Here is a 26,904-nt window from a genome sequence, read left to right as displayed (position 1 = left end):
CGGCTCGACTAGCGGTTCGCCAGCCGCGCCGCCCGGCGCAGCGGCGGGTTCGCCGCGGTTGCGGTGGCACCGCGGTCGGCCACGGGCTCGCTGGCGCAGCTTGCGTTGCTCGAGATGCACAGCGCAGTGAGCAGGCCGTCTTCGCTCAGCGCGGGCCGGTTCGGCGGGCCGAAGATGCGGTCGATCCAGGTGTTGCTCGCTTCGGGGTCGATGCGCAGTTCGCCGGTGGTGCGCGCCAGGCGCAGCTCGGTGATGCGCAGGTCGAACACGGCATCGACATAGTCGAACAGCAGGTTGTAGTAGTCGAGCTGCGCGTCGAGCACGGCGGGCAGTGTTTCGCGGCCGAATTCCATCAGCCGGCGGCGTCCGCGGAAGGCCTGGCCCGATGTGCTGACGGCCTCCGCCAGCTGCCGCTCGCGCTCGCGTCCGGACACAGTGCGCGCCCATGAGGCCGAGGTGAGTTCCAGCAGATTGAGCTTCACGCCTTCGAGCTTGGCTTCCTGGTTGGCGACTTCAGCCAGGGCCGACTTCAGGCGCAGCTGGCGGTCGAAGCCGTTGCCGAAGTTCCAGTTGAGCTCGAAGGCCGCGCGCGTCGGGTCTTGCGGCGACACGCCGCGCGGATCCTTGCTCTTGACGACCACCGCATCCACGGTCGGCCAGATGCTGGCCTCCTGCTGGTCGACCAGGGCCTGGGCGCGCGCCACGCGACCCTTGGCTTCGGAGATTTCGGTGCTGCGCTCTTCGGCGCGGCGCAGGGCCTCTTCCTGCGAAGCGATGCGCCAGTACACGGGCGCGGCCAGCACGGGCAGTGAATCGGTGTTGGGCGTGAACCTGAAATAGGTGTTGAACTTGGCCAGTGCCTCGTCGCGCTGCGCCTGGAAGTCGGACTCGCGCGCGGCCACGCTGGCGCGGCGCGCGGCCGCCATGTTCAGGTCGTTCTCGCCGGCGGCGCCCAGCGCAACGCGGCGGGCCTCGGCCTTCGAAAGCTCGGCCACCACCTCGGTGGACTTGCGCGCGATCTGTTTCTTGAGGTCGAAGCGCTGCACCTGCAGGTAGGCGGTCAGCGCATCGAGCACCACCTTCTGCGAGGTGGTCACTACCGCCTCGCCGTCGGCCTGGTTGCCGGCCTCGGCGGCGCGCACCGCGGCGCTCATGGCACCGCCGTCGATCAGGCTCAGGCGCGCCTCGGCGGTCAGCACGGTGTAGTTCTCGGTCTTGGCGTTGTCCGCGCCGCTGTTGTAGGTGCCGGAGGCAGTGCCCATCTTGAAGCGCGGGTAGCGGGCCTTCTTGGCGGCGTCCACGCCAAAGCTGCTGGTGTTGGCGGCGGCTTGCGCGGTCTGCACTTCAGGGTAGTCCTGCGACAGCGCAATGAGTGCCTGCTTCACGCGCTGCGCATAGCTGGCGGCGCCGATCGATGGCGCGGAAAGGCGGCGCGCCGGCTGCAGCTGCGCGGGCGCCTCCTGCGCCATGGCGCCGGGAGGAAGGGCGAAGCTCGCGCACAGCACTGCACAAAGAACACCGGTGCCCGCTCGGCGCCGGCCAGCCACGTTGCTGCCCATCATGGTTCGCGGAAGGCTTCGCGCCGCAGCTTGAGCACGGGACGAAGGATGTACCAGATGAACGGATCGGTGCCCACCTTCAGGTCGACCTCCGACTCCATGCCGGCGGTGACGCGGTTTTCTTCGCGCCCCACATAGGCCTGGTCGGTGCTGATGAGGATGCGGTAGTACGGCGCCGAATTGGCAATGGCCGGGTCGCGGTCGGCATCGGCGGCCACCAGGGTGACCTTGCCTTCGACCGCGCCGTAGCGCAGGTAGTCGTAGGCCGTGATCTTGACGCGCGCCGCCTGGCCGATCTCGACGAAGCCGCGGTCGTTCGGATTCAGGCGCGCCTCGATCATGATCTCGTCCTTGTCGGGCACCACCTCCATGATGGCCTCGCCGGGCTTGATGACCCAGCCTGGGCTGGCGCTGCGCAGCCCCTTGACGATGCCATCGGCGGGCGCCTTCACCATCGTGCGGGAGCGCTGGGTGCGTGCGCGCGCGAGGTCTTCGCTCAGGCTCGCGAACTGGCGCTCCACGGCGGCCAGCTCGTCGGACGCGCGGCGCCGGAAGCGCCCTTCGGCCTCGGCCATCTTGGCCTGGGCCTCGGTGATGGCGGCGCTCGCGGAAATGGCGCCCTGGCGCGCCACGGCCAGTTCGCTTCGAACGCCTTCGACCTGCCGCCGCTTCTCGAGCACCTCGACCTGCCCGACCAGCTTTTCATTGAGCAGCTGCTCGGAGATCTCGAGTTCCTTCTGCATCAATGCGAGGCGGTCGTTCAGGCCCTTGACCTTGGCCTGCTGCTCGAGCTGCTTGCTGCGCGCCCCCTCCAGGCCGGACACCGCGCCGGCCATCACGCCGCGCTGCTCGAGCGCGCGCGCCTCGTAGGCGCCGGTTTCGCCGTCGAGCACGCTCTCGTCGATGTCGGCGGCAAAGCTCTCGCGCCTGAGCGGCTGGCCGCGGCTCTCGGCCATGAGCCGGATGCGGGTGGCCTGCGTGGCGGCGTAGCGCGCGGTGAGCTCCTCGAAATTGAGGCCGCTGCCGCCCAGGTCGATCTCCACCAGCGACTGGCCCTGCGCGACCCTGTCGCCTTCCTTGACCAGCACGTTGCTGACGATGCCGCCTTCCAGATGCTGGATCGACTTGACGCGGTCCGACGGGATCACGCGGCCCGGCGCCACCACCACGGTTTCCATGGGAAAGCCCAGGCCGACAACGGCCAGCAGCGCGACCGCGCCGCCAATCAGCCACTGGCGGCGCCTGCCCTCAGGGCCTGTCTGCGCCGCGCGCTTGTGATCCTCGTCCTGCAATATCTGCGGCAAATCTGATTTCAAGTCGCGGTCCCCAATTACTCTTCGATCGATCGGCTGCTCAAGCCATGGAACGGTTGGCGGCGGCGTCCTGCTGCGAATGCGCGTCGGCATCGTCCTCGCCCGCGGTGGAATCGGGGAGCGCCACCAGCGCCTTCTTCACGCCGAAGAGCTTTGGCACCATGACAGCGGCCGTGCCCTGTTCGACGTTGCCCTGCCCCGTCACGTGGTAGACCACGCTGGCCGCCGACACGATGCGAAGCGAATGCGTGACCACCACCACGGTGCGCACCTTGGCCACCGCGAGCAGCGTGGCAAGCAGGGTGCGCTCGCTCTGGAAGTCCAGGTCGTTGCTGGGCTCGTCGAGCACCAGCACCGAGGGCTTGCGCAGGAAGCTCATGGCCAGCGCGAGCTTGCGCCGCTCGCCCACCGAGAGGCCCGTGCCGCCCTCGCCCACCACGGTGCGGTAGCCGTCGGGCATGCGCGAGATGAAGTCGTGCGCGCCCGAGAGCTTGCAGGCCGCCACCACCTGCTCGTCGCTCTGGCCCGGGGCCGTGCGGCGCATGGTGTCGATCAGCGGGCCGCCGAACCAGTACACCTCCTGCGACAGGTAGCTGATCCAGCGCGAGAGCTCTTCGCGGCCGAATTGCGAGAGGTCGTATTCGCCGATGCTGATGACGCCGCGCGTGGGCGCGTACAGGCCCGAGAGCAGCTTGACCAGCGTCGACTTGCCGGCGCCGTTGCGCCCGACGATCACGTGCAGCCCGCCCGGGCCGATGTCCAGGTCGACGTTCTCCAGCACCGGCCGGTGCGCGTCTTCCGTGAAGCTGAAGCTCACGTCCTTGAGCGTGACGCGGCCCAGCGGCTGCGGCAGCGTCATGCCGGTGGGCGCCTTTTCCACCGGCTCGCCAAGCACCGTCTCGAGCCGCTTGGCCGCTTCCTTGGCGGCAGCCAGCGAGCGCCAGCTTGACACCAGGCCGGCCACCGGCTGCAGCGCCTTGAGGGCCAGCATGTTGGAGGCGACCAGGCCGCCCACCGTCATCCATTGCTCCATCACCGAAATGGCGCCCACCGTGACCACAATGACCGAGAAGACCATCATCAGCACGGTGGTGCCGTCGCGCGCGGTCTCGATCTGCCCGTTCTTGCTGAAGCTCTCGCTCAGCCAGGAGTTGTACGACTGGCGCCACATCTCGATGGTGGGACCGTCGTTGGCCTGGGTCTTGAGCGTTTCGCGCGCGTTGCAGATTTCCGAGGTCATGCGGTCGAGGCCGCGGCCGCGCTGCACTTCCTCGACCCGTCCGCTGCGCACCTCGTCGGCCCACCACCAGGCCAGGAAAACCATGATGGCAAGGAACAGCACCACCACCGGCAGGACCGGCAAGGCCACGATGCCGATCACGGCCAGTGCGAAGACCGCCATCGGCAGATCGAAGATCGATTGCGCCAGGCCGCCGGTGACGGTGCCGCGCACCGAGGCCACGTCGCGGAAGAACTGGTGCCAGATCGAGGCCGGGCGCGCTTCGAGCGCGCGCAGCGGGCGGTTCAGCATCGAATGCAGCAGCGCGCCCGACACGCCGTGGTCGATGATGGCGCCCGCATTGCGCAACAGGCGCGAACGCCCCGAGCGCAGCCAGAACTCGATGCACAGGAAGAACAGGATGCCGCACACCAGCGCAGCCAGCGTCGAGACGCCGCTGCGCGACAGCACGCGGTCATACACCTGGAGCAGGAAGATCGATGGCAGCAGGCCGAACAGGCTGATGGGCAGCGACCGCCAGGCCGCGCTCTTGACCAGCGGGTAGGCGGCCCGGAACGAGGTGTGCAGGGCACCCGCGTACGGGCTCGCACCTGATTCTTCGGGCACCTCGGCCACCAGTTGGCTAGGCAAGAGAAACTTGATCATGGGAAAGGGCCGATCCGTCAGGCAATGACGCCTGCGCCATTATCGACTGTTACCCAGTTGTTACAAGACAAAATCTATTCTTACGCCCCGCTGCAGCGTGACATTCGTCGCAGTGTGTGCGACACCGTTTCCGCGGGGGTCGGAGCAGCCTCCCCCGAAACCTCCACCGGCAGGCCGCAGTCCACCGCTTTTCTTGCCGCGACCGGGGCCGCCTCATGCTTCGGCAAGCCCTGGGCCAGCACCAGCGCGACGTTGGCGCACAGCAACATGCAAAGCAGCCATGCGCAAAACAGCTGCAGCCAGCCCAGCCACCACCGGCGCTGCGGCGCGGCCTGGCGTTGATAGGGCAGAGACGCTTGAGCGTTCAGTTTGATCATGGCAATGCTTTCAGAACCCGGGCCAGCCGGGACAGGCCGACACCGGCAGAACTCTTGGCCAGCACCCAGTCGCCCGGCTGCAGCAGGCCGCCCAGGGCGGTCGACAGATCGGACACATCGACGAACCAGTGCGAGCGGACCTTGGTGCGGATGCGCGCATGCAGCGCCCGCATCAGCGGGCCGCACAGCAGCACGCGGTCGGGCTGGGACGCCAGCAGTTCGGGCTCCAGGTCGAGGTGGTGCCGCTGCGCGGCGGGGCCGAGCTCCTGCATGTCGCCGAGGATCGCCACGCGGCGTGCCGGCTCGCAGGGCGCCTGCGACAGCAACTCGAGCGCGGCGCGCATGGAGCTCGGGTTGGCGTCGTAGGTCTCGTCGATCAGCTTGAAGCTGCCCCCGCCGATGTGGATGGTGTGCAGCGCGCCGCGCCCGCCCGGCGGCTCGAACTGCGCGAAGGGCTCGACCGCGGCGGCCAGCTTCAGGCGCATCGCCTGCAGCGCCGCCAGCGCGGCCACGGCACTCGCGCCCATGTGGCGCCCCGGCGCGTTGAGGCGAAGCTGGAACGGCTCGCCGAGCACCTGAGCCTGCACCTCGCCGTGGTCGAACGAGAGCAGCCGCACGTCGGCGTCCTTGTGCTCGCCATAGGTCACGATCTGGAGCTGGTGCGCCATGGCGGCTTCGGCAAAGGTCGCGAACTCGGGGAGGTCGCGGTTCAGCACCGCGCTGTCGCCGGGCGCCATGCCTTCGAAGATGCGGCTGTCCATGCGCGCGGCGGCCTCCGAAGGCCCGCGGTGCTTTTGCGACGCGGCCGACAGCCCCGTCACCACGGCCAGCATCGGCCGCACCAGCTGGGTCGAAGCCAGCATGTGCGGCGAGCCCATCTCCAGCACCCAGTAGGCCGCGTGCCGCGGCATGCAGGTCAGGTTCCAGGCCATGCCCGAGGGCAGGCTGACGTTGCCTTCGGGCCGGCCGACCTCGCCCCAAACGGCCAGGGCGTCGGCCAGCATCGCGGCCACGGTGCTGCCGGCCGTGCCGCTGCCCAGCACGCCGCAGACGCGCCCCGTGAACTCGGTGCGCGCATGCGCGCCCAGCGCAAGCACGGCCTGCGGCACGTCGGGCACCTGGAGCACGGGAACCCGCTTGTCGAGATGCGGTGCGGGATCGGTGCACAGCACGGCGGCCGCCGGCTGCAGCACGCCCTTGAGTGCCACCGCGGCCAGCGGCGTCTTCGAGGGCCGCGCCTGGTGCTCGAACACCACGCGGCCCTTGCGCAGGAAGGAGCGCTGCGTCACGCCGCTGGCGCGCCAGCCGTCTTCCGGGCGCACCACCCATTCGCCGCCGGTCACCCGCGCCATTTCGCTCGCGGTCCAGGAGGCGGCGCCGTCATCCCTTGCGCTGCCGGCGCCAGGCACGGCCGGGCGCTCCAGCAGGTAACGGCGATAGGCCACGAAGCCCGACACATACTGCGCCACGTCGTCGATGCGCACCCGGAACGCGTGGTGCCGGATGAAGAAGGAGCCGACGATGGTGGAGGGCCGGCGGAAGTACATCGCCATCTCGGGCCAGAAGAAGCCGTTCTGCAGGTAGTGGGCGCGGTACTCCAGCGCGCGGTAGAACTTCTCGGTGTCGAGCTCGTCCAGCAGGTGCCGCATGGCGGGCGTGGCCTCGAGCCGCTGCAGCATCTGCTGGGCTGCGAGCATGAGCTCGAGCAGCGTCGGAAAGGTGGTCTTGCGGTCGAGCACGAAGTCCAGGTACCCGGCCACGTTCTGCAGGCCGAAGCGAAAGTACTTTTCCTGCGGGCTCCAGCGCGTGAGTTCGTTGACGCAGCAGCTCAGCCAGTGGTCGTGCGCCTGCCAGTGCTGGCTTGCAATGAAGTGGTCGAAGGCCTTCTCGACCACGGCGAGCCACCTTGCATCGCGCGTGAGGCCGTACAGGCGCATGAGGCCGTAGGCCGCCTCGCCGTCGTAGTAGATGATGCGCGAGGCCTGCTTCACGCGCAGGTCGCCGGCGTGGAGCACATGGCTGAAGCTGCCGGTGGCGGCATCCTGCAGCGACGCGATGCCCAACGCCAGCTTCTCCAGCAGCGGCAGCCAGTCGCGCGTGTCCATGGCCTCGCAGTACCTCACCAGGGCCAGCACGCAGGCGGCATTGCCGCCCAGCCTGATCTCTTCGCCGGTGTCGACGAGGAAAGCGACCTCGGTGCCGTCGGCAAGCGTGTAGCTGCGGATGAGCGTGTTCGCGAGATGGTCGAGCGCGCGATCGATGGCCAGGCGCAGCTTGTCGTCGCGCATGAGCTCCCACGCCTCGATCATGGCGCTGAGCACGCTCGCGTGGCGCATGGCGTCGTAGGTCGGAATGCGGCGATCGAAGCACGGAAAGTAGCCGTACACGAAGAGCCCGTCGTCCTGCACCTGGCGCGCAAGGTACGAGGCGCCGCTGCGCACCAGGTCGAGCGCCGATTGCGGCGCGAGCGCCGGCGCCTGGCGGCGCCCGGCATCGAGCCCCGTGCCCACGAGCTTGTGCACCACGCAGTCGGCCTGGCAGAACACGCCCACGGTCGCGAGCAGGTAGACCCGCTGCTCGGCCGGCAGCTCGAGCGACAGCGCGCGTGCGAAGCGCGCCTGAGCATAGACCTCGAAGTTGCGCGCATTCACCACGGCATGCGCAATGGTCGAATCGCCGCTCAGCATGGCGTTGGCGTTGAGCTCCTGCTCGGTGAACGCGGTCTCGAAGTCCTGGTCGAAGGCCAGGCCGAGGCGGAAGTAGTTGCGCTTGACGCCGGCGAGCTGGGCCTTGAACTGCGCCCAGTCCATCGGGCTTGCGCCCTCGACCCAGTCGATGCGCAGCCATGGCGAGACGATGCCGCAGTCGTGCACCCAGCGCTCCACTGCCTCGGCGCCTTCGTGCCACGCGGCTTCGAAATCGGCCGCGCGCGCGTGCACCACGTGCGCGCGCTGCGACCCGTCGCTCACCGAGAAGAAAAGCGTAAAGGCCGGATAAGGCGCCGGCAGCGCCGCACACACCGAGACCAGGCGCTCGTGGCAGGCATGGAGCTGGTCGGAGAAGGACATCATTCGGCCCCAGTCGAATGCGGGAGGCCGGTCGGACCCCGACCGGGAACTCCCATCGAAGGCATCGCGTTTCTCCGTGCTTCAGCGGTAGCTGAATTCGGCTCGGCGATTGAGCTGATGGCCCTCCTCGGTGGTTTCGAGCGACGCGGGTTTTTCAATGCCCCAGCTGACGGCCTCGATCCGTTCGCCCGGCACGCCAAGCTGCGTGAGCGCGCGCTGCACGGATTCGGCCCGGCGCTGGCCCAGCGCGAGGTTGTATTCGCGGCCGCCGCGCAAGTCGGTGTGGCCCTCGATCACCACCTTGCTGGCGGGACGGTTCCTGAGATAGCTTGCATGCGCTTCCACCACGTTGCGGTACTGCGGCTTGATGTCGTATTTGTCGAAGTCGAAGTACACGATCTTCAGCGCGACGGGGCCGTTCTGCACCGGTGCGGGCGGGGGTGGTTCCACCTTCGCCACCTGGGCCTTGTTCGAGTAGTAGTAGGTGGCGTCTTCGCGACCGCTCTTGGAGGCCGTTCCGCAAGCGGCAAGGCTTGCTGCGAGGGCGACGATGGTCAGTATCCGGTAGCTGCTGTTCTTCATCTTCATATCAATTCCTTTCGCGGGCCAGGCCGCGGCGGCCTGGCCCTGGTGCGTTGTTTTTCTTCTCCTCTACTGCTCTTGTTCCTTAGCCCAGCAGGCCGTGCAGGATGTTCGCCACCGGGGTGAGAACGCTGCCGGTGCCGGCGGCCTGGTCCACCAGGCTGGTGATCGGGGTCACCACGTCGGTCACGATCGGAGCGGCGTCCTCCACGGTGTGCACCAGGCTGTTGTGGACGGTCTCGATCACCGGGGCAAGCGTCGGGGTTGCGCCGGCCAGGATGTCGGTCACGGGCTCTGCCACCTCGGACACGGCGGCCACCACGGGCTCCAGTGCCTCGCCGAGCGTGCTTGCCGTGTCGAGCACCGGCTCCAGGATGTTGGCCGCCGGGCCGCTGCCGCCCAGCAGGCCGCCGAGCAGGCCGTCGCTGCCGAGCAGGCTGCCGACCAGGCCGTCGTCGCCAAGCAGATCGCCGTCGAGCAGGCCGCCGACGATGCCGTCTTCGCCGAGCACGCCACCCAGCAGGTCACCTCCGAGCAAGTCGCCACCCAGGAGGTCACCACCGAGCAGGTTGCCGACGAGGCCGTCTTCACCCAGCACGCCGTCGAGCAGATCACCGCCGAGCAAGTCGCCACCCAGGAGGTCGCCGCCAAGCAGGTTGCCGACCAGGCCGTCTTCGCCCAGCACGCCGTCGAGCAGATCGCCGCCGAGCAGGTCGCCACCCAGGAGATCGCCGCCAAGCAGGTTGCCGACCAGGCCGTCTTCACCCAGCACGCCGTCGAGCAGATCACCGCCGAGCAAGTCGCCACCCAGGAGATCGCCGCCAAGCAGGTTGCCGACCAGGCCGTCTTCACCCAGCACGCCGTCGAGCAGATCACCGCCGAGCAAGTCGCCACCCAGGAGGTCGCCACCGAGCAGGTTGCCGACCAGGCCGTCTTCACCCAGCACGCCGTCGAGCAGATCACCGCCGAGCAAGTCGCCACCCAGGAGGTCGCCACCGAGCAGGTTGCCGACCAGGCCGTCTTCGCCCAGCACGCCGTCGAGCAGGTCACCGCCGAGCAAGTCGCCACCCAGGAGGTCGCCACCGAGCAGGTTGCCGACCAGGCCGTCTTCACCGAGGATGCCATCGAGCAGATCGCCTCCAAGCAGATCACCACCCAGGAGGTCGCCGCCGAGCAGGTTGCCGACCAGGCCGTCCTCACCGAGGACGCCATCGAGCAGGTCACCGCCGAGCAAGTCGCCACCCAGGAGGCCGCCGACGATGCCATCTTCGCCGAGCACGCCGCCCAGCAAGTCACCACCGAGCAGATCGCCACCCAGCAGCCCACCGACGATGCCGTCTTCGCCGAGCACGCCGTCCAGCAAGTCGCCGCCGAGCAGATCGCCACCCAGCAGGCCACCGAGGAGGCCGTCTTCACCGAGCACGCCGCCCAGCAGGTCACCGCCGAGCAGATCGCCACCCAGCAGGCCACCGACGATTCCGTCTTCGCCCAGCACGCCGTCGAGCAGATCACCACCCAGCAAGCCGCCGACCACGCCGTCTTCGCCCAACAGGCCGCCCAGCAGGCCGTCTTCGCCGAGCACACCGCCCAGCAGGCCCTCGTCGCCCAGCAGGTTGTCGACCAAGCCATCCTCGCCGAGTACGCCACCGAGCAAGCCGTCTTCGGCAAGGAGGCTGCCGATGGCGCCGCCAGTGCCGAGCAAGCCGTCTTCGCCGAGCAGGCCACCGACCAGGCCGTCCTCGCCAAGCACGCCGCCCAGCAAACCGTCTTCACCCAGCACGCCATCGGCCACGCCGCCGAGCAGGCCGTCTTCGCCGCCGAGCAAGCCACCCAGCGGGCTGTCTTCGAGCAGGCCGCCCACCGCGCCGTCGGCGCCCAGGAGGTTGTCGACCACACCGTCCTGGCCCAGGAGGCCGCCGGTGAGGCCATCGCTGCCCAGCAGGTTGGACAGCGCGCCGTCACCGCCAAGCAGGCCGCCCACCACGCCGTCGCCGCCGAGCAGGCTGCCTACGGGGCTTCCTTCGCCGATCAGGCCACCCAGCAGGCCCTCTTCGCCCAGTACGCCGCCGAGCACGCCGCCAAGGGCGCCGTCGTCGCCGAGCAGGCCGCCGACGATGCCTTCGTCGCCGACCACGTTGTCCAGCAGGCTGCCGATGGCACTGCCTTCACCGATGAGGCCGTCCAGCGCGCCGCCTTCGGCGAGCAGGCCGCCCACCAGGCCTTCTTCGCCGACGAGTCCGGCGAGGAGGCTGTCCTGGCCGAGCAGGCCGTCCACCACGTCGCCGACCACGCCTTCGTCGCCCACGAGCTCCTCGAGCGCGCCGTCCAGGCCGAGGCTGCCGGTGAGGCCGCTCAGGATGCCTTCCTCGCCCACCAGGTTGTCCAGACCGTTCTGCAGGGCGTCGGTGACGTAGTCGACCTGCTTGACCAGCTGGTCGACCAGCGCACCCGTCGCGCCTTCGCCCAGGAGGCCATCGACGATCGGGCTGGCCACGCCGCCCACGCCTTCAGCCACGGTCTCGACGAAATCATCCGCCGGATCGAGCTGGTTGGGATCGTTCTCCGAGAAGTCCGAGCCGAGCACCGGGGCCAGCACGTCGTCGACCACGTCGGTCACGCCGTCGACCACGCCCAGCACCGGGTCGAGCGAGTCGCCAAGACCCGCGGTGTCGCCGATCGAACCGACTAGGCCGCCGGCTGCGCCGTCGCCCGGATCGAGCAGGCTGTCGTCGCCATCGGCGTCAGCATCGGCATCGGCATCGGCATCGGCATCAGCATCAGCATCAGCATCAGCATCAGCATCAGCATCGGCATCCGCATCCGCGTCGGCATCCGCATCGGCATCGGCGTCGGCGTCGGCGTCGGCATCGGCATCGGCATCGGCGTCGGCATCGGCATCGGCATCGGCATCGGCGTCAGCATCCGCATCGGCATCGGCATCGGCATCGGCATCGGCATCGGCATCGGCATCAGCATCAGCATCGGCATCGGCATCAGCATCGGCATCCGCGTCAGCATCCGCATCCGCATCTGCATCTGCATCACCGTCAGCATCCGCATCCGCATCTGCATCCGCGTCGGCATCCGCATCGCCCTCACCGCCACCGCCGGCAAAGAACGGGATCACCCCGCCATCACCGCCGCCACCGCCGCTCACTGCGGCACCGAGCGCAGCGGCGCCCAGTGCGCCGAGCGCGAATTCGCCCAGCCCGATGCCGCTGCCGGCAGCGAGCTTCTTGGTGACTGCCAGTGCGGCCGCGTCGGCGTCGCTGTCGGGCGGGGTCACCTGCAGGTCGCCCGAGGCGACGTCCACGTTCACTTGTTCGAGGCCGCCGGGCAGCTTGGTCGAGCCGATGGTGGCGTCGGTGCCGCTGGTGAAGACGCCGGCCAGCGGCGCCTTGTTGGTGGCCGAGCCGGGGAACAGGACGTTGGCCTGCCCGCCTTCGGGAACGATCACGCGGTCACCCGCGATCAGGGTCTGGTTGCCGTCCACCGGAATGCGGACACCGTCGCGCATCACTGCGACGCCCGGCGTAGCATTGGACAATGTGCCCACGCTCGCGGGTGCCGCCGCAGCGGCGGCAGGTGCCGACGAGCCCATGGCTGCGGGTGTGCCGAGCGGTGTGCTGTTGGCTTGGGCGATGACCACAGGAGCAACGCCACTGGCGGCAAGTCCTTCGGTCGATTGGGTCGGTGCTTGTGGTGCGTTCATGACAGCCTCTGTGACAAAAGATGCATCTACAGGGGCAACTAGCGTGCCGCGCTGCCAACTCTTTTGATTCACCGGTTCGCCAAGAACGCAAGCTATTGATTTATATGGATATTCGTCTGAAAAGCGATGTGCGCGCGGTCGGCCGCAACAGCGCTTTGGACGCTGTTTTGACCATTCGTTACGTTACGGCGTAACGTCCCGCTACCGGAACATCGGACGCCTTTGGAGCCTGCGGGCACGCGGATTTTTCTTCTTCCCTTTTCCTTTTCCAGCTTCTCCATACAGATATGTTCAATCCCTCCCAGGAAGACGTGCGCCGCTTCTTTTGCGACGTGTACGCGAAGCACCGGCAAGGCCTGCCAATGGAAGCGCTCGAGACGATTGCCGCAGGATGGATCGACGCGCATCCCGAATACCACGAGGATCTGGCCGACGCCGATGCCGCCGTGGCCCGCGTGTACGACGGCTCGAACGGCCGCGAGAACCCGTTCCTGCACCTGTCGATGCATCTTTCGATCAGCGAGCAATGCTCCATCGACCAGCCGCGCGGCATCCGCCAGGCCGTCGAGCTGCTGGCTGCCCGCCGCGGCTCGCTGCTCGATGCGCATCACGAGGCCATGGAGTGCCTCGGCCAGATGATGTGGGAGAGCCAGCGCGCCGGCCGCCCGCCCGATGGCGACGGCTACGTCGCCTGCGTCCAACGCCGCGCAACCAAGGACTGACCGGCCTTCCGGGAAGGCGGCGCGCCCTGCTGCTTCGCGCCTTCGCGCAGCAACGCGGCCATGGCGCTGCGCAGCGCCGAAGGCTCGGCGTCGCTGCGCAGCAGCAGGCCCACGGGCTCGTCGGTGCCGGCGGTCTCGATGCGCAGGCGAACCAGCCGCTGGTCGGCCAGCTCTCCGCGCGCGGCGCCCAGCGGGGTGATCCAGACCGCATCGGACACCCCCACCAGGCCGCGCGCCACCGCGACGTCGAGCGTCTGCAGCGCGTGGGCCGGAAGCGCCAGGCCGCGGGCCGACAGAAAGCTCTCGGTGTTGTGGCGCGGGATGGTGCCTTCGCCATACACCACGAGCGGAAAGCCGAGCACCGCCTGCACCGACACCGCCCGGGTCGACCGGCCCGCCAGCGGATGGCCGGGGCGCACGGCAAACACCAGCGGCTCGGTGTAGAGCAGCTCGAAGCTGAGCCCGCCCATCAGCCGCGGATCGCTCATGCGGCCCGCCACCAGGTCGAGTTCGCCGGCGCGCAGCTCGTCGAGCAGCACCGGGTTGGCCGCGCTCTTCACCACCACCTGCACCGACGGCCAGCGCTCGCGAAAGCGCGCGAGCGCCGCCGGCAGCAGCGCCGGGGCCACGCTCGGCAGCGCGCCGATGCGCAGCCGCTCCACGCGCTCGCCGGAGGCCGGGGCCACCGCCTGCGCGCTGGCGTCGATGGCCTCGAGCACGCGCAGCGCGTGGGCCAGCAGCTGCTCGCCGGCCGGCGCGAGCCCCTGCACGCCGCGCCGCCCGGCATTGCCGCGCTCGACCAGGCGCGCCCCGACGATGGCCTCCAGCTCGGACAGCGTCTTGGACACCGCCGGCTGGCTCAGCGACAGCCGCTCGGCGGCGCGCGCGAGATGGCGCTCCTGCGCCACCGCGACAAGGCAGCGCAGATGGCGCAGCTGCACGTTGCGCACAAAGTCCTGGCGAAGATCGGCGGGCGTTTTCAATTACTGATGGTTATGCAAAACAGACCAATCTTCAATTTACATCATCGAACGCGGCTTCTAAAGTTCAGCTTCCGAATTCGATTCGTCCCACGACAGGAGACAACGACATGTTGACGAAAACCCCGGCCACCCTCACCCCCCGCGATTGGGAAGCCCACCCCTCGTACATCTACCCCGGCTACAAGTCGACCGCGAAGCGCGGCCCGCAGAAGCCCCTGGTGCCGCTGAAGGCCTCGCTGGGCGAACTGCAGCAGCCGGTGTACGGCCACGACAGCATCGGCGCGCTCGACCACGACCTGACGCGCAATGCCCGCAAGAACGGCGAGCCGCTCGGCGAACGCATGATCCTCACCGGCCAGGTGCTCGACGAGCGCCGCCGCCCCGTGGCCAACACGCTGGTCGAACTCTGGCAGGCCAATGCCTCCGGCCGCTACGTGCACAAGGTCGACCAGCACGACGCGCCGCTCGATCCCAACTTCCTGGGCGCGGGCCGCTGCCTGACCGACAGCGAGGGCCGCTACCGCTTCCTCACCATCAAGCCCGGCGCCTACCCCTGGGGCAACCACCCCAACGCCTGGCGCCCGCAGCACATCCACCTGTCGCTGTTCGGCCAGAGCTTTGCGAGCCGCCTGGTCACGCAGATGTACTTCCCCGGTGATCCGCTGCTGCAGTACGACCCCATGGTCACCGGCACCCCCGAGCGCTATCGCAACCGGCTGATTGCCGACTTCAGCCTCGACATCACCGAGGAAGGCTACGCGCTGGGCTACCAGTTCGACATCGTGCTGCGCGGCGCCGATGAGACCCCCTTTGAGAACCGCTGAGCCAGAAGGAGCACACACCATGTTGATGACCGCACAGGAAGCCGACTTCGGCCAGACCCCCTCGCAGACCGTGGGCCCCTACTTCGCCTACGGCCTCACCGCCGCGCAGTACGGCTACGACTTCGACCAGCCCTTCGACGCCGTGGTGGCGCTGGACAACGCCGCCGGCGAACGCATCCGCCTCGAAGGCCGCGTGATCGACGGCGACGGCAACCCCATTGGCGATGCGCTGGTCGAGATCAGCCAGCCCGACGGCGAGGGCCGCTATCCGCAAACGCCCGCCGAGGCCCGCGAGATCGGCTTTCGCGCCTTCGGCCGCGCCGGCACGGGCACCGATTCGCAGAACCGCTTCGTGTTCCACACCGTGAAGCCGGGCGCCGAATCGCCGGGCGAAGCCCCGCACATCAATGTGATCGTGCTGATGCGCGGCCTGCTGCTGCATGCGTTCACGCGCGTGTATTTCAGCGACGAGGCCGAAGCCAACGCCAAGGACGCCGTGCTGGCCAGTGTGCCGGCCGAGCGCCGCCACACGCTGATTGCCGAGCGCGTGGAGCAAGGCGGCGCGGTGAGCTACCGCTTCGACATCCGCATGCAGGGCCCCCAGGAGACGGTGTTCTTCGACGTCTGACACAACCGGCGCCGCAAACAAGAAAGCCCGCTCGATGCGGGCTTTCTTCATGGGACGGGGAGCGGTGCTTACTGCGGAGCGCGGTGGATGCGCGATTCGGGCACCGTCTTGAGGTCGCCCGGCAGCGAGCTGATGTAGCTGGCGAGCGTCTTGAGTTCGGCGTTGGTGAACTTCTTGGGCTCGACCTGCTGCGCCATGACCGCATTCGAGCGGCCCAGGTGCAGGTTGTTCTTGACGCGGTACGACTTGAGCGCCACGAAGAGGTAGTCGGCATGCTGGCCGGCCAGTTTGGGCACCGTGCCGTCATTGGGCGTGTTGAAGTTGGCGCCGTGGCACTTGGTGCAGCTGTTGTCCTTGTCGTGCGACACCAGGGCCTGCACGTTCTCGGGCATGGGCTTGGCGAGCGCGGCCGGGGGTGCATCGCCTTCCTTCAGGCCCAGCTGGCTGTAGTAGGCGGCCAGGTCGGCGATGTCCTGCTCCTTGAGGGTGTCGGCAATGGCGCGCATGGTGGGGTGCTTGCGGTCGCCGCCCTTGTAGGCGGTGAGGGCGGCAGCGATGTAGCTGGCGCTCTGGCCGGCGATCATCGGGACCTTGTGGATCTCCGGAAAGCTGGCCTGGTAGCCGATGATGCCGTGGCAGCCCACGCACATGGCAACCTTCTTGGCGCCCTCCTGGGCATTGCCCGTGACTTGCTGGGCTTGCGCCGAGACCGTCACGCAAGCGACAGCGAAGGCAAACATCGTGGTCAACAACTTGTTCATTTTGCGCGCACAATCTCGTGGAGATACAGTTTTTCGAATCAACATTCGATTATATGCAAGGGTCCTCCGGGAACCCCTTCAAGCCGTCCAAGTGGCTGCGCGAAGCGAATCGAGTGTGTTCTTTTCTCCACCCCGCCTTCTCCACCCTGCTCGCGTTCACTCATGAAATTCAAGGGCTCAGACAACTACGTCGCCACTCAGGATCTGATGCTGGCCGTCAATGCCGCCATCACGCTCAAGCGCCCGCTGCTCGTCAAGGGCGAGCCCGGCACGGGCAAGACCATGCTGGCCGAGGAAGTGGCGCAATCGCTCGGCCTGCCGCTCCTGCAGTGGCACATCAAGTCGACCACCAAGGCGCAGCAGGGCCTCTATGAATACGACGCCGTGAGCCGCCTGCGCGACTCGCAGCTCAAAGACGTGGACGGCGGCGAGCGCGTCAAGGACATCCAGAACTACATCGTCAAGGGCGTGCTCTGGCAGGCCTTCACGGCCGACCAGCCGGTGGCGCTGCTCATCGACGAGATCGACAAGGCCGACATCGAATTCCCGAACGACCTGCTGCGCGAGATCGACCGCATGGAGTTCTACTGCTACGAGACGCGCGAGCTCATCCGCGCCAAGCACCGGCCGGTGGTGTTCATCACCTCCAACAACGAGAAGGAGCTGCCCGACGCCTTCCTGCGCCGCTGCTTCTTCCACTACATCAAGTTCCCCGACGCGGAAACGATGAAGAGCATCGTGGCGGTGCACTTCCCCGGCCTCAAGCAGGAGCTGCTCACGTCCGCGATGAAGACCTTCTACGACGTGCGCAACCTGCCCGGCCTCAAGAAGAAGCCCTCCACCTCCGAGCTGCTCGACTGGCTCAAGCTGCTGGTGGCCGAGGACATTCCGCTCGAGGCCCTGCAGAGCAAGGACGACAAGGTCGCCGTGCCGCCGCTGGTGGGCGCGCTGCTCAAGAACGAACAGGACGTGACCCTGTTCGAGAAGCTCGTCTTCATGCAGCGCAACAACCGATGAGCCAGCCACAAGCGCCGCATCCCGTCGGCCAGCTGCTCAAGCTGGGCGTGGCGCAGGCCGTGCTGTTCGTGGCGGGTGCGCTGCTCGGACGCTGGATCGGGCTCAAGCTGGGGCTCGATGCCTTCGGCCCCAATGGCTATGGCAACCGCGAGATCTTCGGCATCGTGCTGATCGGCATTGGCGGCGGTGGCGGCGTGCAGCTGGCCCGGGCCTGGTACGACCGCAAGTACGGCAAGCCGAGAGGCTGAAAAACAATCGCTGGGGATATTGAAGATGGCGTTCGTCGAACCTGTCACGCTGAAGGCCCGCGACCTGGCCCTGGTGCCGCTGTCGCTCGGCCATGAAGAAGGCCTGCGCGCAGCGGCGGCCGACGGCGAGCTCTGGAAGCTGCGCGTCACCTCGGTGCCCGAGCCGCACGAAACCCGCGCCTACATCGAAACCGCGTTGCAGGGGCGCGATGCCGGCCACCGCTTCGCGTTTGCCGTGACCGAGGCCGAAACCGGCACCGTGCTCGGCAGCACCAGCTTCCATGACATCCTGCCGGCCGTGAAGCGCGTGGAGATCGGCTACACCTGGTACGCCAGACGCTGCCAGCGCACCCACGTCAACACCACCTGCAAGCTGCTCATGCTTACGCACGCCTTCGATACCCTCGGCTGCAACGTGGTGGGCTGGCGCACCGACAATTTCAATTTCGCTTCGCAACGCGCCATCGAGCGGCTCGGCGCCAGGAAGGACGGCGTGATTCGCGGCCATGCCATGCGCCGCGACGGCACCATCCGCGACACTGTCATGTACAGCCTGCACTCGGGCGAGTGGCCCGAAGTGAAGGCCCAGCTGCTCTATCTGCTCGACAAGCCGCGAAGCTGAAGAGAAGCTCAAGGAAAGCCCGACCATGCTGATCGATTTCTTCTACACGCTGCGCTCGGCCAAGCTGCCGGTCTCGGTCAAGGAATACCTCACGCTGCTCGAGGCGCTGCAGGCCGACGTGGTGGGCCCCAACTCCGACGGCGCCTTCGGCCTGGACGACTTCTACTATCTCTCGCGCACCGCGCTGGTCAAGGACGAGAAGCACTACGACAAGTTCGACCGCGCCTTTGCCGCCTACTTCAAGGGCGTGGAGATGCTGGCCGACTTCACCAAGGAAGTGCCGCTCGACTGGCTGCGCAAGACGCTGGAGCGCGAGTTCACGGCCGAGGAAAAGGCCAAGATCGAGAAGATGGGCTGGGACGAGCTCATGGAAACGCTCAAGAAGCGCTTCGAGGAGCAGAAGGAGCGCCACGAAGGCGGCAACAAGTGGATCGGCACCGGCGGCACCTCGCCCTTCGGCCACGGCGGCTACAACCCGCAGGGCGTGCGCATCGGCGGCGCGGGCAAGAACAAGAGCGCCGTGAAGGTGTGGGACCAGCGCGCCTATAAAGACTACGACGACAGCCAGGAACTCGGCACGCGCAACATCAAGGTGGCGCTGCGGCGCCTGCGCAAGTTCGCGCGCGAGGGCCATGAGGAAGAGCTGGACCTGGACGACACCATCCACTCCACCGCGGCCAATGCCGGCTACCTCGACATCAAGATGCGGCCCGAGCGCCACAACAACGTCAAGGTGCTGCTGCTGATGGACGTGGGCGGCACCATGGACGAGCACATCCAGCGCGTGGAGGAGCTGTTCTCGGCCGTGAAGACCGAGTTCAAGCACCTGGAGTTCTTCTACTTCCACAACTGCGTCTACGACTTCATGTGGAAGAACAACAAGCGTCGCTTCTCCGAGAAGTTCGCGACCTGGGACATCCTGCGCAAGTACAACAAGGACTACAAGCTCATCTTCGTCGGCGATGCGACCATGAGCCCCTACGAGATCCTGCAGCCCGGCGGCAGCGTCGAATACAACAACGAGGAAGCCGGCGCCGAATGGATCCAGCGCCTCACGCACACCTTCCCCAAGTTCGCCTGGATCAACCCCGAACCGCAGGGCGTGTGGCAGTACCGCCAGAGCATCGCGGTGATGCAGCAGCTCATGTCCAACCGCATGTACCCGCTCACGCTGCGGGGCCTCGAAGAAGCAATGCGAATGCTTTCTAAGTAAGGCAGGTACGAAGCCCGGAACTGTTTCCGGATGCTTACGGAACCGGCGCGCCTTGCTGTCAAAATCCGCCCATGCTCAGGGTGGTTTCAGTCGTTGCGCCGGCGTGCTTGCCGGCCTTGCTTTTTTGCGGTGCCCTGCTTTTGCAGGGATGCAGCTTGCTGCCGAAGAAGGACAGCGCGCAGGACACGGCTACCCCCACGCTGGTGCGCAGTGATGGCGCGGCCGCCGACACGGGCCGCAAGGAGGGCGAGCGAAGCGGGCCGCGGCGCGATGCCTTCACCGTCGAGGTGCGCGGGCCCGACACGGTGCGCGAATACCTCGCGCTGCACCTGGACATCCAGCGCTACCGCACGCTCGATGACCTGGGCGCCACCGAGATCTCGCGGCTCATGGTGGCGGCCGAAGGCAATGCGCGCGAGCTGCTCGGCACGCTGGGCTATTTCACGCCCACCCTGACGCTCGAACTCAACGAAACGCCGGCCAGCAACAAGGCGCCGCGCGAGATCGTCATCACGGTGGAACCGGGCGAACTCACGCGCGTGAGCAACGTGCAGATCAGCTATGGCGGCGCGATTGCCGACGACCCCACGGCCGAGGCCCAGCGCGATTCGATCCGCACCGCCTGGGCGCTGCGCGCGGGCCAGCCTTTCACGCAGCAGGGCTGGGACAACGCCAAGACCATCGCCCTGCGCAGCCTCACGGCCAGGCGCTTTCCCACCGGCAGCGTCGCAGTGAGCCGCGCCGAGGTCGATGCCGACCGGCACGAGGCCCGCCTCAGCGTCACCTACCAGTCGGGCCCGGCCTACCGCTTCGGCCCGCTCGTGCTGCGCGGTACCGAGCGCTACGACGCCGACGGTGCGCGCCGCATCGCACAGCTTCCCACCGGCACCGACTACGACCAGCAGAAGCTGCTCGACGCCCAGCAGCGCCTGGCCAGCAGCGGCTACTACGACTCGGTGTTCCTCACGCTCGACACCGAAAGCGGCACGCCGCTGGCAGCTCCCGTGATTGCGCAGCTGCGCGAAGCCCCGATGCAGAAGGTGGTGCTGGGCGCCGGCTTCACCACCGACAACGGCCCGCGGCTGTCGGTGGACCACATCCACAACCGGCTGCCGCTGCTCGGCTGGCGCGCCGTGTCGCGGCTGTCGGTCGACCGCGACATCAAGTCGCTGGGCACCGACTGGAACGCCATTCCCGATGACCGCGGATGGCGCTGGTTCGCGGGCGCCGGGCTCAAGAGCGAAACCTCGGGCAGCTACGTGGTCGACAGCGGCCGGCTGCGCAGCGGGCGCAGCAAGTCCAGCGGCCACATCGACCGCAGCTACTTCCTGCAGTACGACTATGCGCAGAACCGCGGCACCAACGCCCCGCCCTCGGCCTCCGCCGTGACCGCCAACTGGGGCTGGACCGGCCGCTACTTCGATGACAACGCCGCGCCTACACGCGGCTTCGGCCTGGCGCTCGAGCTGGGCGCCGGCTACACGCTGACCGGCGAGCGCCTGCCCTTCACGCGCACCTATGCGCGCTGGCTCGGCGTGGTGCCGCTGGGCTTCGCCGAAGACCGCGACGCCGCCACGCTGGCGCGCCGCAGCCGGCTCCAGCTGCGCGCCGAAGCCGGCGCGGTGTCCGCCAAGGACAGCGCGCAGATTCCCTCCACGCTGATGTTCCTGACCGGCGGCGACACCACGGTGCGCGGCTACAGCTACCGCCAGATCGGCACCGTGCGCAGCGACGGCCAGATCGTGGCGGGCCGCTACCTGGGCGTCGTGAGCGCCGAGTGGCAGCGGCCCTTCGTCTACAACGACAAGCTCACCGAATGGGAGAGCGTGGTGTTCGTGGACGCCGGCGCCGTGGCCGACAAGCCCGGCGAACTCAAGCCGAAAGTCGGCGTGGGCGTGGGCGCGCGCTGGCGCAGCCCGGTCGGGCCGGTGCAGGCCGACCTTGCCTACGGCGTGGACACGCGCAAGTTCCGCCTGCACTTTCGCTTGGGCTTCACTTTCTGAGCGCGCACCCATCGATGCAGACCGACGCCGAACCCCAGTCCACGCCGCCCGCACGCGCACCGCGCTCGCGCACGCGGCGCGCGCTGCGTGCGCTGGGCTGGACGTTCACGGGCCTGCTCGCGCTGGTGCTCGTGATCGGCGCGGGCGCATGGTGGTGGATCGGTTCCAACCAGTCGCTGGCCTTCGCGCTGGCCAAGGCCGCGTGCTATTTGCCCGCCGGCCAGACGCTCGAAAGCCGCGAGGTCACGGGCTCGCTGCGCACCGGCGGGCGCATCGGCTGGCTGCGCTGGCAAAGCGAAAAGCTGGCTGTCGAGGTGCAAGAGGCGGACGTCGGCTGGCAGCTCGCGCCGCTGTTCCAGCGCAAGCTGCAGCTCGGCGAGGTGCATGCGGCGCGGCTGCTCGTCGAACGCCGCGGCCCGCCGAGCGACACGCCCACCGAGCCGCTCGAACAGCTCGCGCTGCCGATCGAGGTCGAGCTGCCGTTCCGCATCGACGAGCTGCACTGGGCCGGGCCGCCCGCGCTCCAGGCCAACCAGCTCGCGGGCAGCTACCGCTACACCGGCGCCGAGCATCAACTGGAGGTCAAGGGCGTCGACATTGCCGACGGCCACTACAGCGCGCGCGTCAAGCTGCAAGGACCGGCACCCATGGCGCTCGACGCCACGCTGGACGGCCGCGTGAAGGCACCGCTGGCCGAAGGCCGCAGCATCGAGGTGCTGGCCCAAGCCGCCATCAAGGGCACGCTTGCCGGCACCGACGCGCGGCTGCAGGTGGCCGCCGAACTGAAGCCAGCCGAGCCCGATGCCGAAGCCCCCATGGAAGCCAGGCTGCAGGCGAACGTCGCGCCCTGGCTGCCGCAGCCCGTCATCGATGCCAAGGCCGATCTGCGCAACGTCGATGCGGCCAGCCTCTGGCCCGGCGCACCGCGCACCCGCCTGACCGGCACGGTCGAGCTGCAGCCCGACGCGGCCACCGGCCCCGCTGCCTGGCAGGCCTCGGCCAGCATCCGCAATGCGCTGCCTGGGCCCTGGGACAAGGGCGCGCTGCCGCTCGAGCAGGTCGAGGTGCGCGTGGGTTTCGACGGCACCAACTGGACGATCCCCGAAGCCACGCTGCGCGCCGGCGGCGGCCGCATCGATGCCGAAGGCCGCTGGAGCCCCGCGCCCGCGCCGTGGCAGGCGCGCGCCACCGTGCGCGGCGTGCGGCCCGGCCTGCTGCACAGCGAGCTGTCGGGCGCGCCGATCAACGGCACGGCCACGGCGCAGCAGCGCGAGGACACCATCGGTTTCGACCTCGCGCTGCGTGCCGCGGGCGGTGCCGGCAGCGCGGCCATGCCAGGCTTCGGCCTCGACCGCGTACTCGCCCAGGGCCAGTGGAAGAACCAGGTGCTGGACCTGCGCACGCTGCGCCTTGAAGCCGAGCGCGCCAGCATCGCGGGCCGGCTGCAGGTGCGTGTGGCCGAGCAGGCCGGGAACGGCAAGCTCGACCTCGTGCTGCCGGGCGGCGGTGCGCAGCTCGAAGGCCGCATCGCACCGGCACAAGGGGCCGGCGAGATCAAGGCGCGCGTCGACGACGCCGAAGCCGTGCAGCGCTGGATCGAAGGCCTGCCCGAACTGTCGAAGCTGTTCGCGGGCAAGACCGCCAAGGGCTCCGCGCGGCTCGACGCCAGCTGGCAGGGCGGCTGGCAGACCATCCAGCGCCGGCTCGAGAACCCCAATGCGCCGGCCCAGCGCGGCGTTGCGGAGCCCAGCCTCAAGGCCACGCTCGGCGTGCCGCGCCTCGAGCTGCGCATGCCGGCTGCCAATGGCAACGGCAACGGCAATGCAGCGGCCACCACAGTCGAGCTGAAAGACCTGCACGCGGACCTTGCCGGCAGCCTGGCGCAGGCCACGCTCGCGCTGCAGGGCGAAGCCAGCACCGGCACGCAGAAGCTCACCCTCGATGCGCGCGCGAGTGGCGGCCTTGCGGGCCCCAACCAATGGCGTGCGGCGCTCGCCAGCCTGCGCCTGCAGGCCCAGGACAGCGCGCGGCCCGCCACGGCCAGCGCGCCCTGGACGCTGGAACTCGGCCGCGAGCTCACCGCCACCATCAAGACCAGCGGAAGCGGCAGCAGCAGCCGGCTCGATCTCGAAGCCTCGGCCGCCGCCGCCACCTTGCGCGGGCCAGCCCCCGGCACCGTGCGCATCGAATGGCAGCCGCTGCGCTTCACCCGCAGCGGCGCGGCACCCGACCAGTCCTTCCGCCTGCAGTCCAAAGGCAAGCTGCAGGGCCTTCCGATGGCCTGGGCCGAGGCCTTCGGCGCCAGTGCCACCTTCAACGAGCTCGGCGTGACCGGCGACCTCATGTTCGACGGCGACTGGGACATCGACGCCGGCGACACCCTGCGCGCCCATGCGCGGATCGCGCGCCAGAGCGGCGACATCCGCGTGCAGGCGGGCGAGGCCGCGCTCGTCACGCGCATCACGAGCCGCGGCACCGGCACGGCCAGCGAGCGCACGATGAATTCCGCCACCGCGCAGGGAACCACGCCCAGCACGCCGGCCGGCCTGCGCCAGGCCGAACTGCGGCTCGATGCGCAGGGCGAGGCCATGCGCGCCACGCTGGCCTGGGACAGCGAACGCGCGGGCAAGATCAACGCCGAGCTCGACACGCGCATGCAGCAGCGCGCGGGCGGCTGGCAATGGGCGCCCGATGCGCCGCTGGCCGGCAACATCAAGGCCACGCTGCCCAACCTTGGCGTGTGGTCGATGCTCGCGCCGCCCGGCTGGCGCGTGGCGGGCACGCTGGATGCCGATGCCGCGCTCTCGGGCAACCGCGCGGCGCCGCGCTGGAACGGCACGCTGGGCGCCGACAAGCTCGCGCTGCGCGCGCCGGTCGAAGGGCTCGACCTGCGCGACGGCCGCCTGCGCGCCACGCTCACCGGAGAGCGCATCGAGATCACCGAATTCACGCTCAAGGGCGGCACCGGCAGCACGGTGCGCATCGGGGGCCAGAGCGGCAACCGCAGCACCGCGGCCAGCCAGGCCGCGAGCGACGGCGGCTCGCTCTCGGCGCGCGGCGACATGGCCTGGGGCGCGGCCGGCGCCTCGGGCACGGGCATCCGCATGGCGCTGCAGGCCGAGCTGCGCGCGCTGCGCGTGCTGGTGCGCACCGACCGGCAGGTCACGCTCTCGGGCAACCTGCAGGCGCGTCTCGACGGCGGCCAGTTCAGCGTGCGCGGCAAGCTCAGGACCGACCGCGCGGTGATCATCCTGCCCGACGAGACCGCGCCGAGCCTGGGCACCGACGTGGTGGTGCGCTCGGCCGCCAAGGACCGCGAGATGGCCGAGCGGGCCCAGCGCGATGCCGCGCGCAATGAGGCGCAGGCCGCCAAGCCGCAGACCGCGAAGCCGCCCGACATCGTGGTGAACTTCGACCTGGGCGACGACTTCGCGGTGCAGGGGCGCGGCATCACCACGCGGCTCGAGGGCGACCTGGAGATCCGCAGCACCCGCCTCGATGCGCCGCCGCGCATCACCGGCGAGGTGAAGACCGTGCGGGGCCAGTACCGCGCCTACGGCCAGCAGCTCGACGTGGAAACCGGCGTGGCCCGCTTCAACGGGCCCTTCGACAATCCCGCGCTCGACATCCTGGCCATCCGGCCCAACATCTCGCAGCGCGCCGGCGTGCAGATCACGGGCACCGCGCAGTCGCCGCGCGTCAAGCTCTATTCGGAGCCCGCGCTGTCCGATGCCGAGACGCTCTCGTGGGTGGTGCTCGGCCGCGCCTCGGCCACCAGCGGCGGCGAATCAGCGCTGCTGCAGCAGGCGGCGCTCGCATTGATCGGCCACGTCAGCAAGGGCACGAGCGGCGGCAGCCTGGCCAGCCGCTTCGGCCTGGACGAACTCGGCTTCAAGGGCCCCGGCAATGGCGGCGACCTGCGCGAGTCGGCAGTCACGCTCGGCAAGCGGCTGTCGAAGGATTTCTATCTCACCTACGAACGCAGCCTGGGCGGCACCTTCGGCACCATCTTCATCTTCTACGACCTGACGCAGCGCCTCACGCTGCGCGGCCAGGCCGGCCAGACCAGCGGGCTCGACCTGATCTACACGCTCAAGTACGACTGAGCTGCGGGTCTGCCGCCTTGACCGCGGTAATTCGCAGGGTTAAAAATCGTTAACGCCCTTCTAACAAGGAACGACGATGCACGGTGAAGGAGACAAGGGCGAGTGTTCCACGCTGGACCGTCAGAAGTACGACCCGCCGGGCTACTCGCGAACCACGTTCTTGCGCCACGCGCTGCAGTGCGTGATTGCAGTCATTGCAGCAGGCGCCGCAGTGGCGTCCATTCCCTACTGGGGAGGCGACGACTTTCCGCTGATGGGCCTGATCGTCTACGTCGCGGGCATGGTGTTCGTTGCCATGCCGCTGTGCCTGTACTACGAGTCGCTGCTGCAGTCGCATGAAGAGCGCGTGGAGCGCGCACGACACATGCTGGCCGCTTAGGCCTCCGGTTTCGCCTTGACCACTTGCCTGAGGCCTGCAAGCGCGGGATCGACGATGGCCGCGTCTGCTCCCACCGCATACACCGCATACGCCGGATAGAGAAACTCCGGCGTGCCTGGCACGCGGCGCAGCCGGCCCGATTCGAGGTGGCTGCGCACCACGTCGTGCCGGAAGTAGCCGGTGCCGCCCGCGGCCAGCAGGAACTCGCGCCCGAGCGGCCCGAGCCCTGCGCTCACTGCGGCATTGGAGAGCTCGGGAAACGCGAGGCCGTGCTGCGCCGCGAACTCCGGGCCCCAATCCACATACACGTAGTCTGCGGGCCGCGGCACGCGCGGGTGCTGCGCGGTCGTGACCATGACGAGCTTCTCCTCGATGAGCAGTTCCACGCGCAGGCCGGGCCGCTGCTGCGGCGCGTAGGCAATGGCAATGTCGAGCACGCCCGCAGCCACCTTGTCGAGCAGGTCGTGCGGAAAGCCCACCTCGGTGCGGATGGCCAGCTGCGGCGCGGCCGTGCGCATCCACAGCAGCCATTGCAGCAGCAGCGGATCCCACAGGCTGATCTCGCATCCGATGGCAAGCACCGCGCGGCTGCCGATGGGCACCGCGACCTGGTGGCGCGCGCGCTCCCATACCTGCACCAGCATGGTGGCGTGCGGCAGGAACTGCTCGCCGGCCGCGGTGAGCACCGCGCCCGCCTTGTTGCGGACGAAGAGCGGCCGGCCCAGCAGCTCCTCGAGCGTTCGCACGCGCGCGCTCACCGAGGTCTGCGTGACGTGCAGCCGCTCGGCAGCCCGCTGGAAGCTGCGCGTCTCCACGATTTCCAGGAACGTCCGGGCCAGGTTGATGTCCATGCCGAATCCTTTTTGAGTGCATTAATTTTGCACTCAACTGGCAATTAATAT

Annotated in this window: 20 protein-coding genes; 10 read left to right on the top strand and 10 right to left on the bottom strand. The window is 68.7% G+C overall.

The window, feature by feature from the left end:
* Nucleotides 1–8: 8 nt before the first annotated feature.
* From L1081_RS24325 to L1081_RS24295, 7 genes are all read right to left on the bottom strand, one after another.
* Complete coding sequence (locus tag L1081_RS24325; protein WP_489414432.1) at nt 9–1,562, bottom strand: TolC family protein; 1,554 nt, start codon at nt 1,560–1,562, stop codon at nt 9–11.
* Nucleotides 1,559–2,875, bottom strand: coding sequence for an HlyD family type I secretion periplasmic adaptor subunit (locus L1081_RS24320; protein ID WP_489414431.1), 1,317 nt, complete (start codon nt 2,873–2,875; stop codon nt 1,559–1,561). The genes L1081_RS24325 and L1081_RS24320 overlap by 4 nt, the downstream gene beginning before the upstream one ends.
* Nucleotides 2,876–2,912: 37 nt before the next feature.
* Nucleotides 2,913–4,757 carry an ATP-binding cassette domain-containing protein gene (locus L1081_RS24315; RefSeq protein WP_489414430.1) on the bottom strand — a complete coding sequence of 615 codons (1,845 nt, stop codon included), beginning with the start codon at nt 4,755–4,757 and terminating at the stop codon, nt 2,913–2,915.
* Between the two features lie 80 nt (nt 4,758–4,837).
* Nucleotides 4,838–5,134 carry a hypothetical protein gene (locus L1081_RS24310; protein ID WP_489414429.1) on the bottom strand — a complete coding sequence of 99 codons (297 nt, stop codon included), beginning with the start codon at nt 5,132–5,134 and terminating at the stop codon, nt 4,838–4,840.
* Nucleotides 5,131–8,205 carry a glutamate ligase domain-containing protein gene (locus L1081_RS24305; protein WP_489414428.1) on the bottom strand — a complete coding sequence of 1,025 codons (3,075 nt, stop codon included), beginning with the start codon at nt 8,203–8,205 and terminating at the stop codon, nt 5,131–5,133. The genes L1081_RS24310 and L1081_RS24305 overlap by 4 nt, the downstream gene beginning before the upstream one ends.
* A 78-nt stretch (nt 8,206–8,283) precedes the next feature.
* A complete protein-coding gene (gene pal / locus L1081_RS24300) occupies nt 8,284–8,790 on the bottom strand; it encodes a peptidoglycan-associated lipoprotein Pal (RefSeq protein WP_319439499.1) in 507 nt (168 codons plus the stop codon).
* Between the two features lie 79 nt (nt 8,791–8,869).
* Entirely contained in the window at nt 8,870–12,496 is a 3,627-nt protein-coding gene (locus tag L1081_RS24295) for a hypothetical protein (RefSeq protein ID WP_489414427.1), read from the bottom strand.
* Between the two features lie 287 nt (nt 12,497–12,783).
* Here L1081_RS24295 and L1081_RS24290 point away from each other — a divergent pair, with 287 nt between their 5' ends.
* On the top strand, nt 12,784–13,218 hold the full coding sequence (locus tag L1081_RS24290; RefSeq protein WP_018906845.1) for a DUF1841 family protein: 435 nt from the start codon (nt 12,784–12,786) through the stop codon (nt 13,216–13,218).
* On the opposite strand, the gene L1081_RS24285 is transcribed toward L1081_RS24290, so the two are convergent.
* Complete coding sequence (locus tag L1081_RS24285) at nt 13,179–14,201, bottom strand: LysR substrate-binding domain-containing protein (protein WP_489414426.1); 1,023 nt, start codon at nt 14,199–14,201, stop codon at nt 13,179–13,181. The two genes, L1081_RS24290 and L1081_RS24285, sit on opposite strands and share 40 nt — an antisense overlap.
* A 107-nt stretch (nt 14,202–14,308) precedes the next feature.
* On the opposite strand from L1081_RS24285, the gene pcaH reads away from it, so the two are divergent.
* Both pcaH and pcaG read left to right on the top strand, forming a co-directional pair.
* On the top strand, nt 14,309–15,025 hold the full coding sequence (gene pcaH / locus L1081_RS24280) for a protocatechuate 3,4-dioxygenase subunit beta (RefSeq protein ID WP_489414425.1): 717 nt from the start codon (nt 14,309–14,311) through the stop codon (nt 15,023–15,025).
* Nucleotides 15,026–15,044: 19 nt separating this feature from the next.
* Nucleotides 15,045–15,653 carry a protocatechuate 3,4-dioxygenase subunit alpha gene (gene pcaG, locus L1081_RS24275; protein WP_489414424.1) on the top strand — a complete coding sequence of 203 codons (609 nt, stop codon included), beginning with the start codon at nt 15,045–15,047 and terminating at the stop codon, nt 15,651–15,653.
* A gap of 68 nt (nt 15,654–15,721) precedes the next feature.
* On the opposite strand, the gene L1081_RS24270 is transcribed toward pcaG, so the two are convergent.
* Nucleotides 15,722–16,414, bottom strand: coding sequence for a c-type cytochrome (locus L1081_RS24270; RefSeq protein WP_489414423.1), 693 nt, complete (start codon nt 16,412–16,414; stop codon nt 15,722–15,724).
* A gap of 162 nt (nt 16,415–16,576) precedes the next feature.
* Between L1081_RS24270 and L1081_RS24265 the strand changes: the two genes are divergently transcribed.
* The 7 genes from L1081_RS24265 (at nt 16,577) to L1081_RS24235 (ending at nt 26,002) form a co-directional block, all read left to right on the top strand.
* Nucleotides 16,577–17,431, top strand: coding sequence for an AAA family ATPase (locus L1081_RS24265; protein ID WP_319427665.1), 855 nt, complete (start codon nt 16,577–16,579; stop codon nt 17,429–17,431).
* Nucleotides 17,428–17,679: a hypothetical protein gene (locus L1081_RS24260; RefSeq protein ID WP_124960214.1), complete on the top strand. Its 252-nt coding sequence runs from the start codon at nt 17,428–17,430 to the stop codon at nt 17,677–17,679. Before L1081_RS24265 ends, L1081_RS24260 begins: the two co-directional genes overlap by 4 nt.
* A 25-nt stretch (nt 17,680–17,704) precedes the next feature.
* Nucleotides 17,705–18,301, top strand: a complete 597-nt coding sequence (locus tag L1081_RS24255) for a GNAT family N-acetyltransferase (protein WP_489414422.1) — start codon at nt 17,705–17,707, stop codon at nt 18,299–18,301.
* A gap of 25 nt (nt 18,302–18,326) precedes the next feature.
* Nucleotides 18,327–19,514, top strand: coding sequence for a vWA domain-containing protein (locus L1081_RS24250; RefSeq protein WP_015867239.1), 1,188 nt, complete (start codon nt 18,327–18,329; stop codon nt 19,512–19,514).
* Between the two features lie 71 nt (nt 19,515–19,585).
* The gene (locus tag L1081_RS24245; RefSeq protein WP_489414421.1) at nt 19,586–21,517 is read left to right on the top strand and encodes a BamA/TamA family outer membrane protein; all 1,932 of its coding nucleotides are present in this window, start codon (nt 19,586–19,588) and stop codon (nt 21,515–21,517) included.
* 14 nt (nt 21,518–21,531) lie between these two features.
* Nucleotides 21,532–25,623 carry a translocation/assembly module TamB domain-containing protein gene (locus tag L1081_RS24240; RefSeq protein WP_489414420.1) on the top strand — a complete coding sequence of 1,364 codons (4,092 nt, stop codon included), beginning with the start codon at nt 21,532–21,534 and terminating at the stop codon, nt 25,621–25,623.
* 76 nt (nt 25,624–25,699) lie between these two features.
* A complete protein-coding gene (locus L1081_RS24235; protein ID WP_124960219.1) occupies nt 25,700–26,002 on the top strand; it encodes a hypothetical protein in 303 nt (100 codons plus the stop codon).
* On the opposite strand, the gene L1081_RS24230 is transcribed toward L1081_RS24235, so the two are convergent.
* A complete protein-coding gene (locus L1081_RS24230; RefSeq protein ID WP_489414419.1) occupies nt 25,999–26,853 on the bottom strand; it encodes a LysR family transcriptional regulator in 855 nt (284 codons plus the stop codon). The genes L1081_RS24235 and L1081_RS24230 overlap by 4 nt on opposite strands.
* Nucleotides 26,854–26,904: the final 51 nt, after the last annotated feature.

This window comes from Variovorax sp. MSC1_012 (assembly GCF_023667525.1).
GTDB classification, from domain to species: Bacteria; Pseudomonadota; Gammaproteobacteria; order Burkholderiales; family Burkholderiaceae_C; genus Variovorax; species Variovorax beijingensis_B.
Note: the sequence above shows the minus strand (reverse complement) of the source record. Positions and strands in the feature narration are given on the sequence as shown.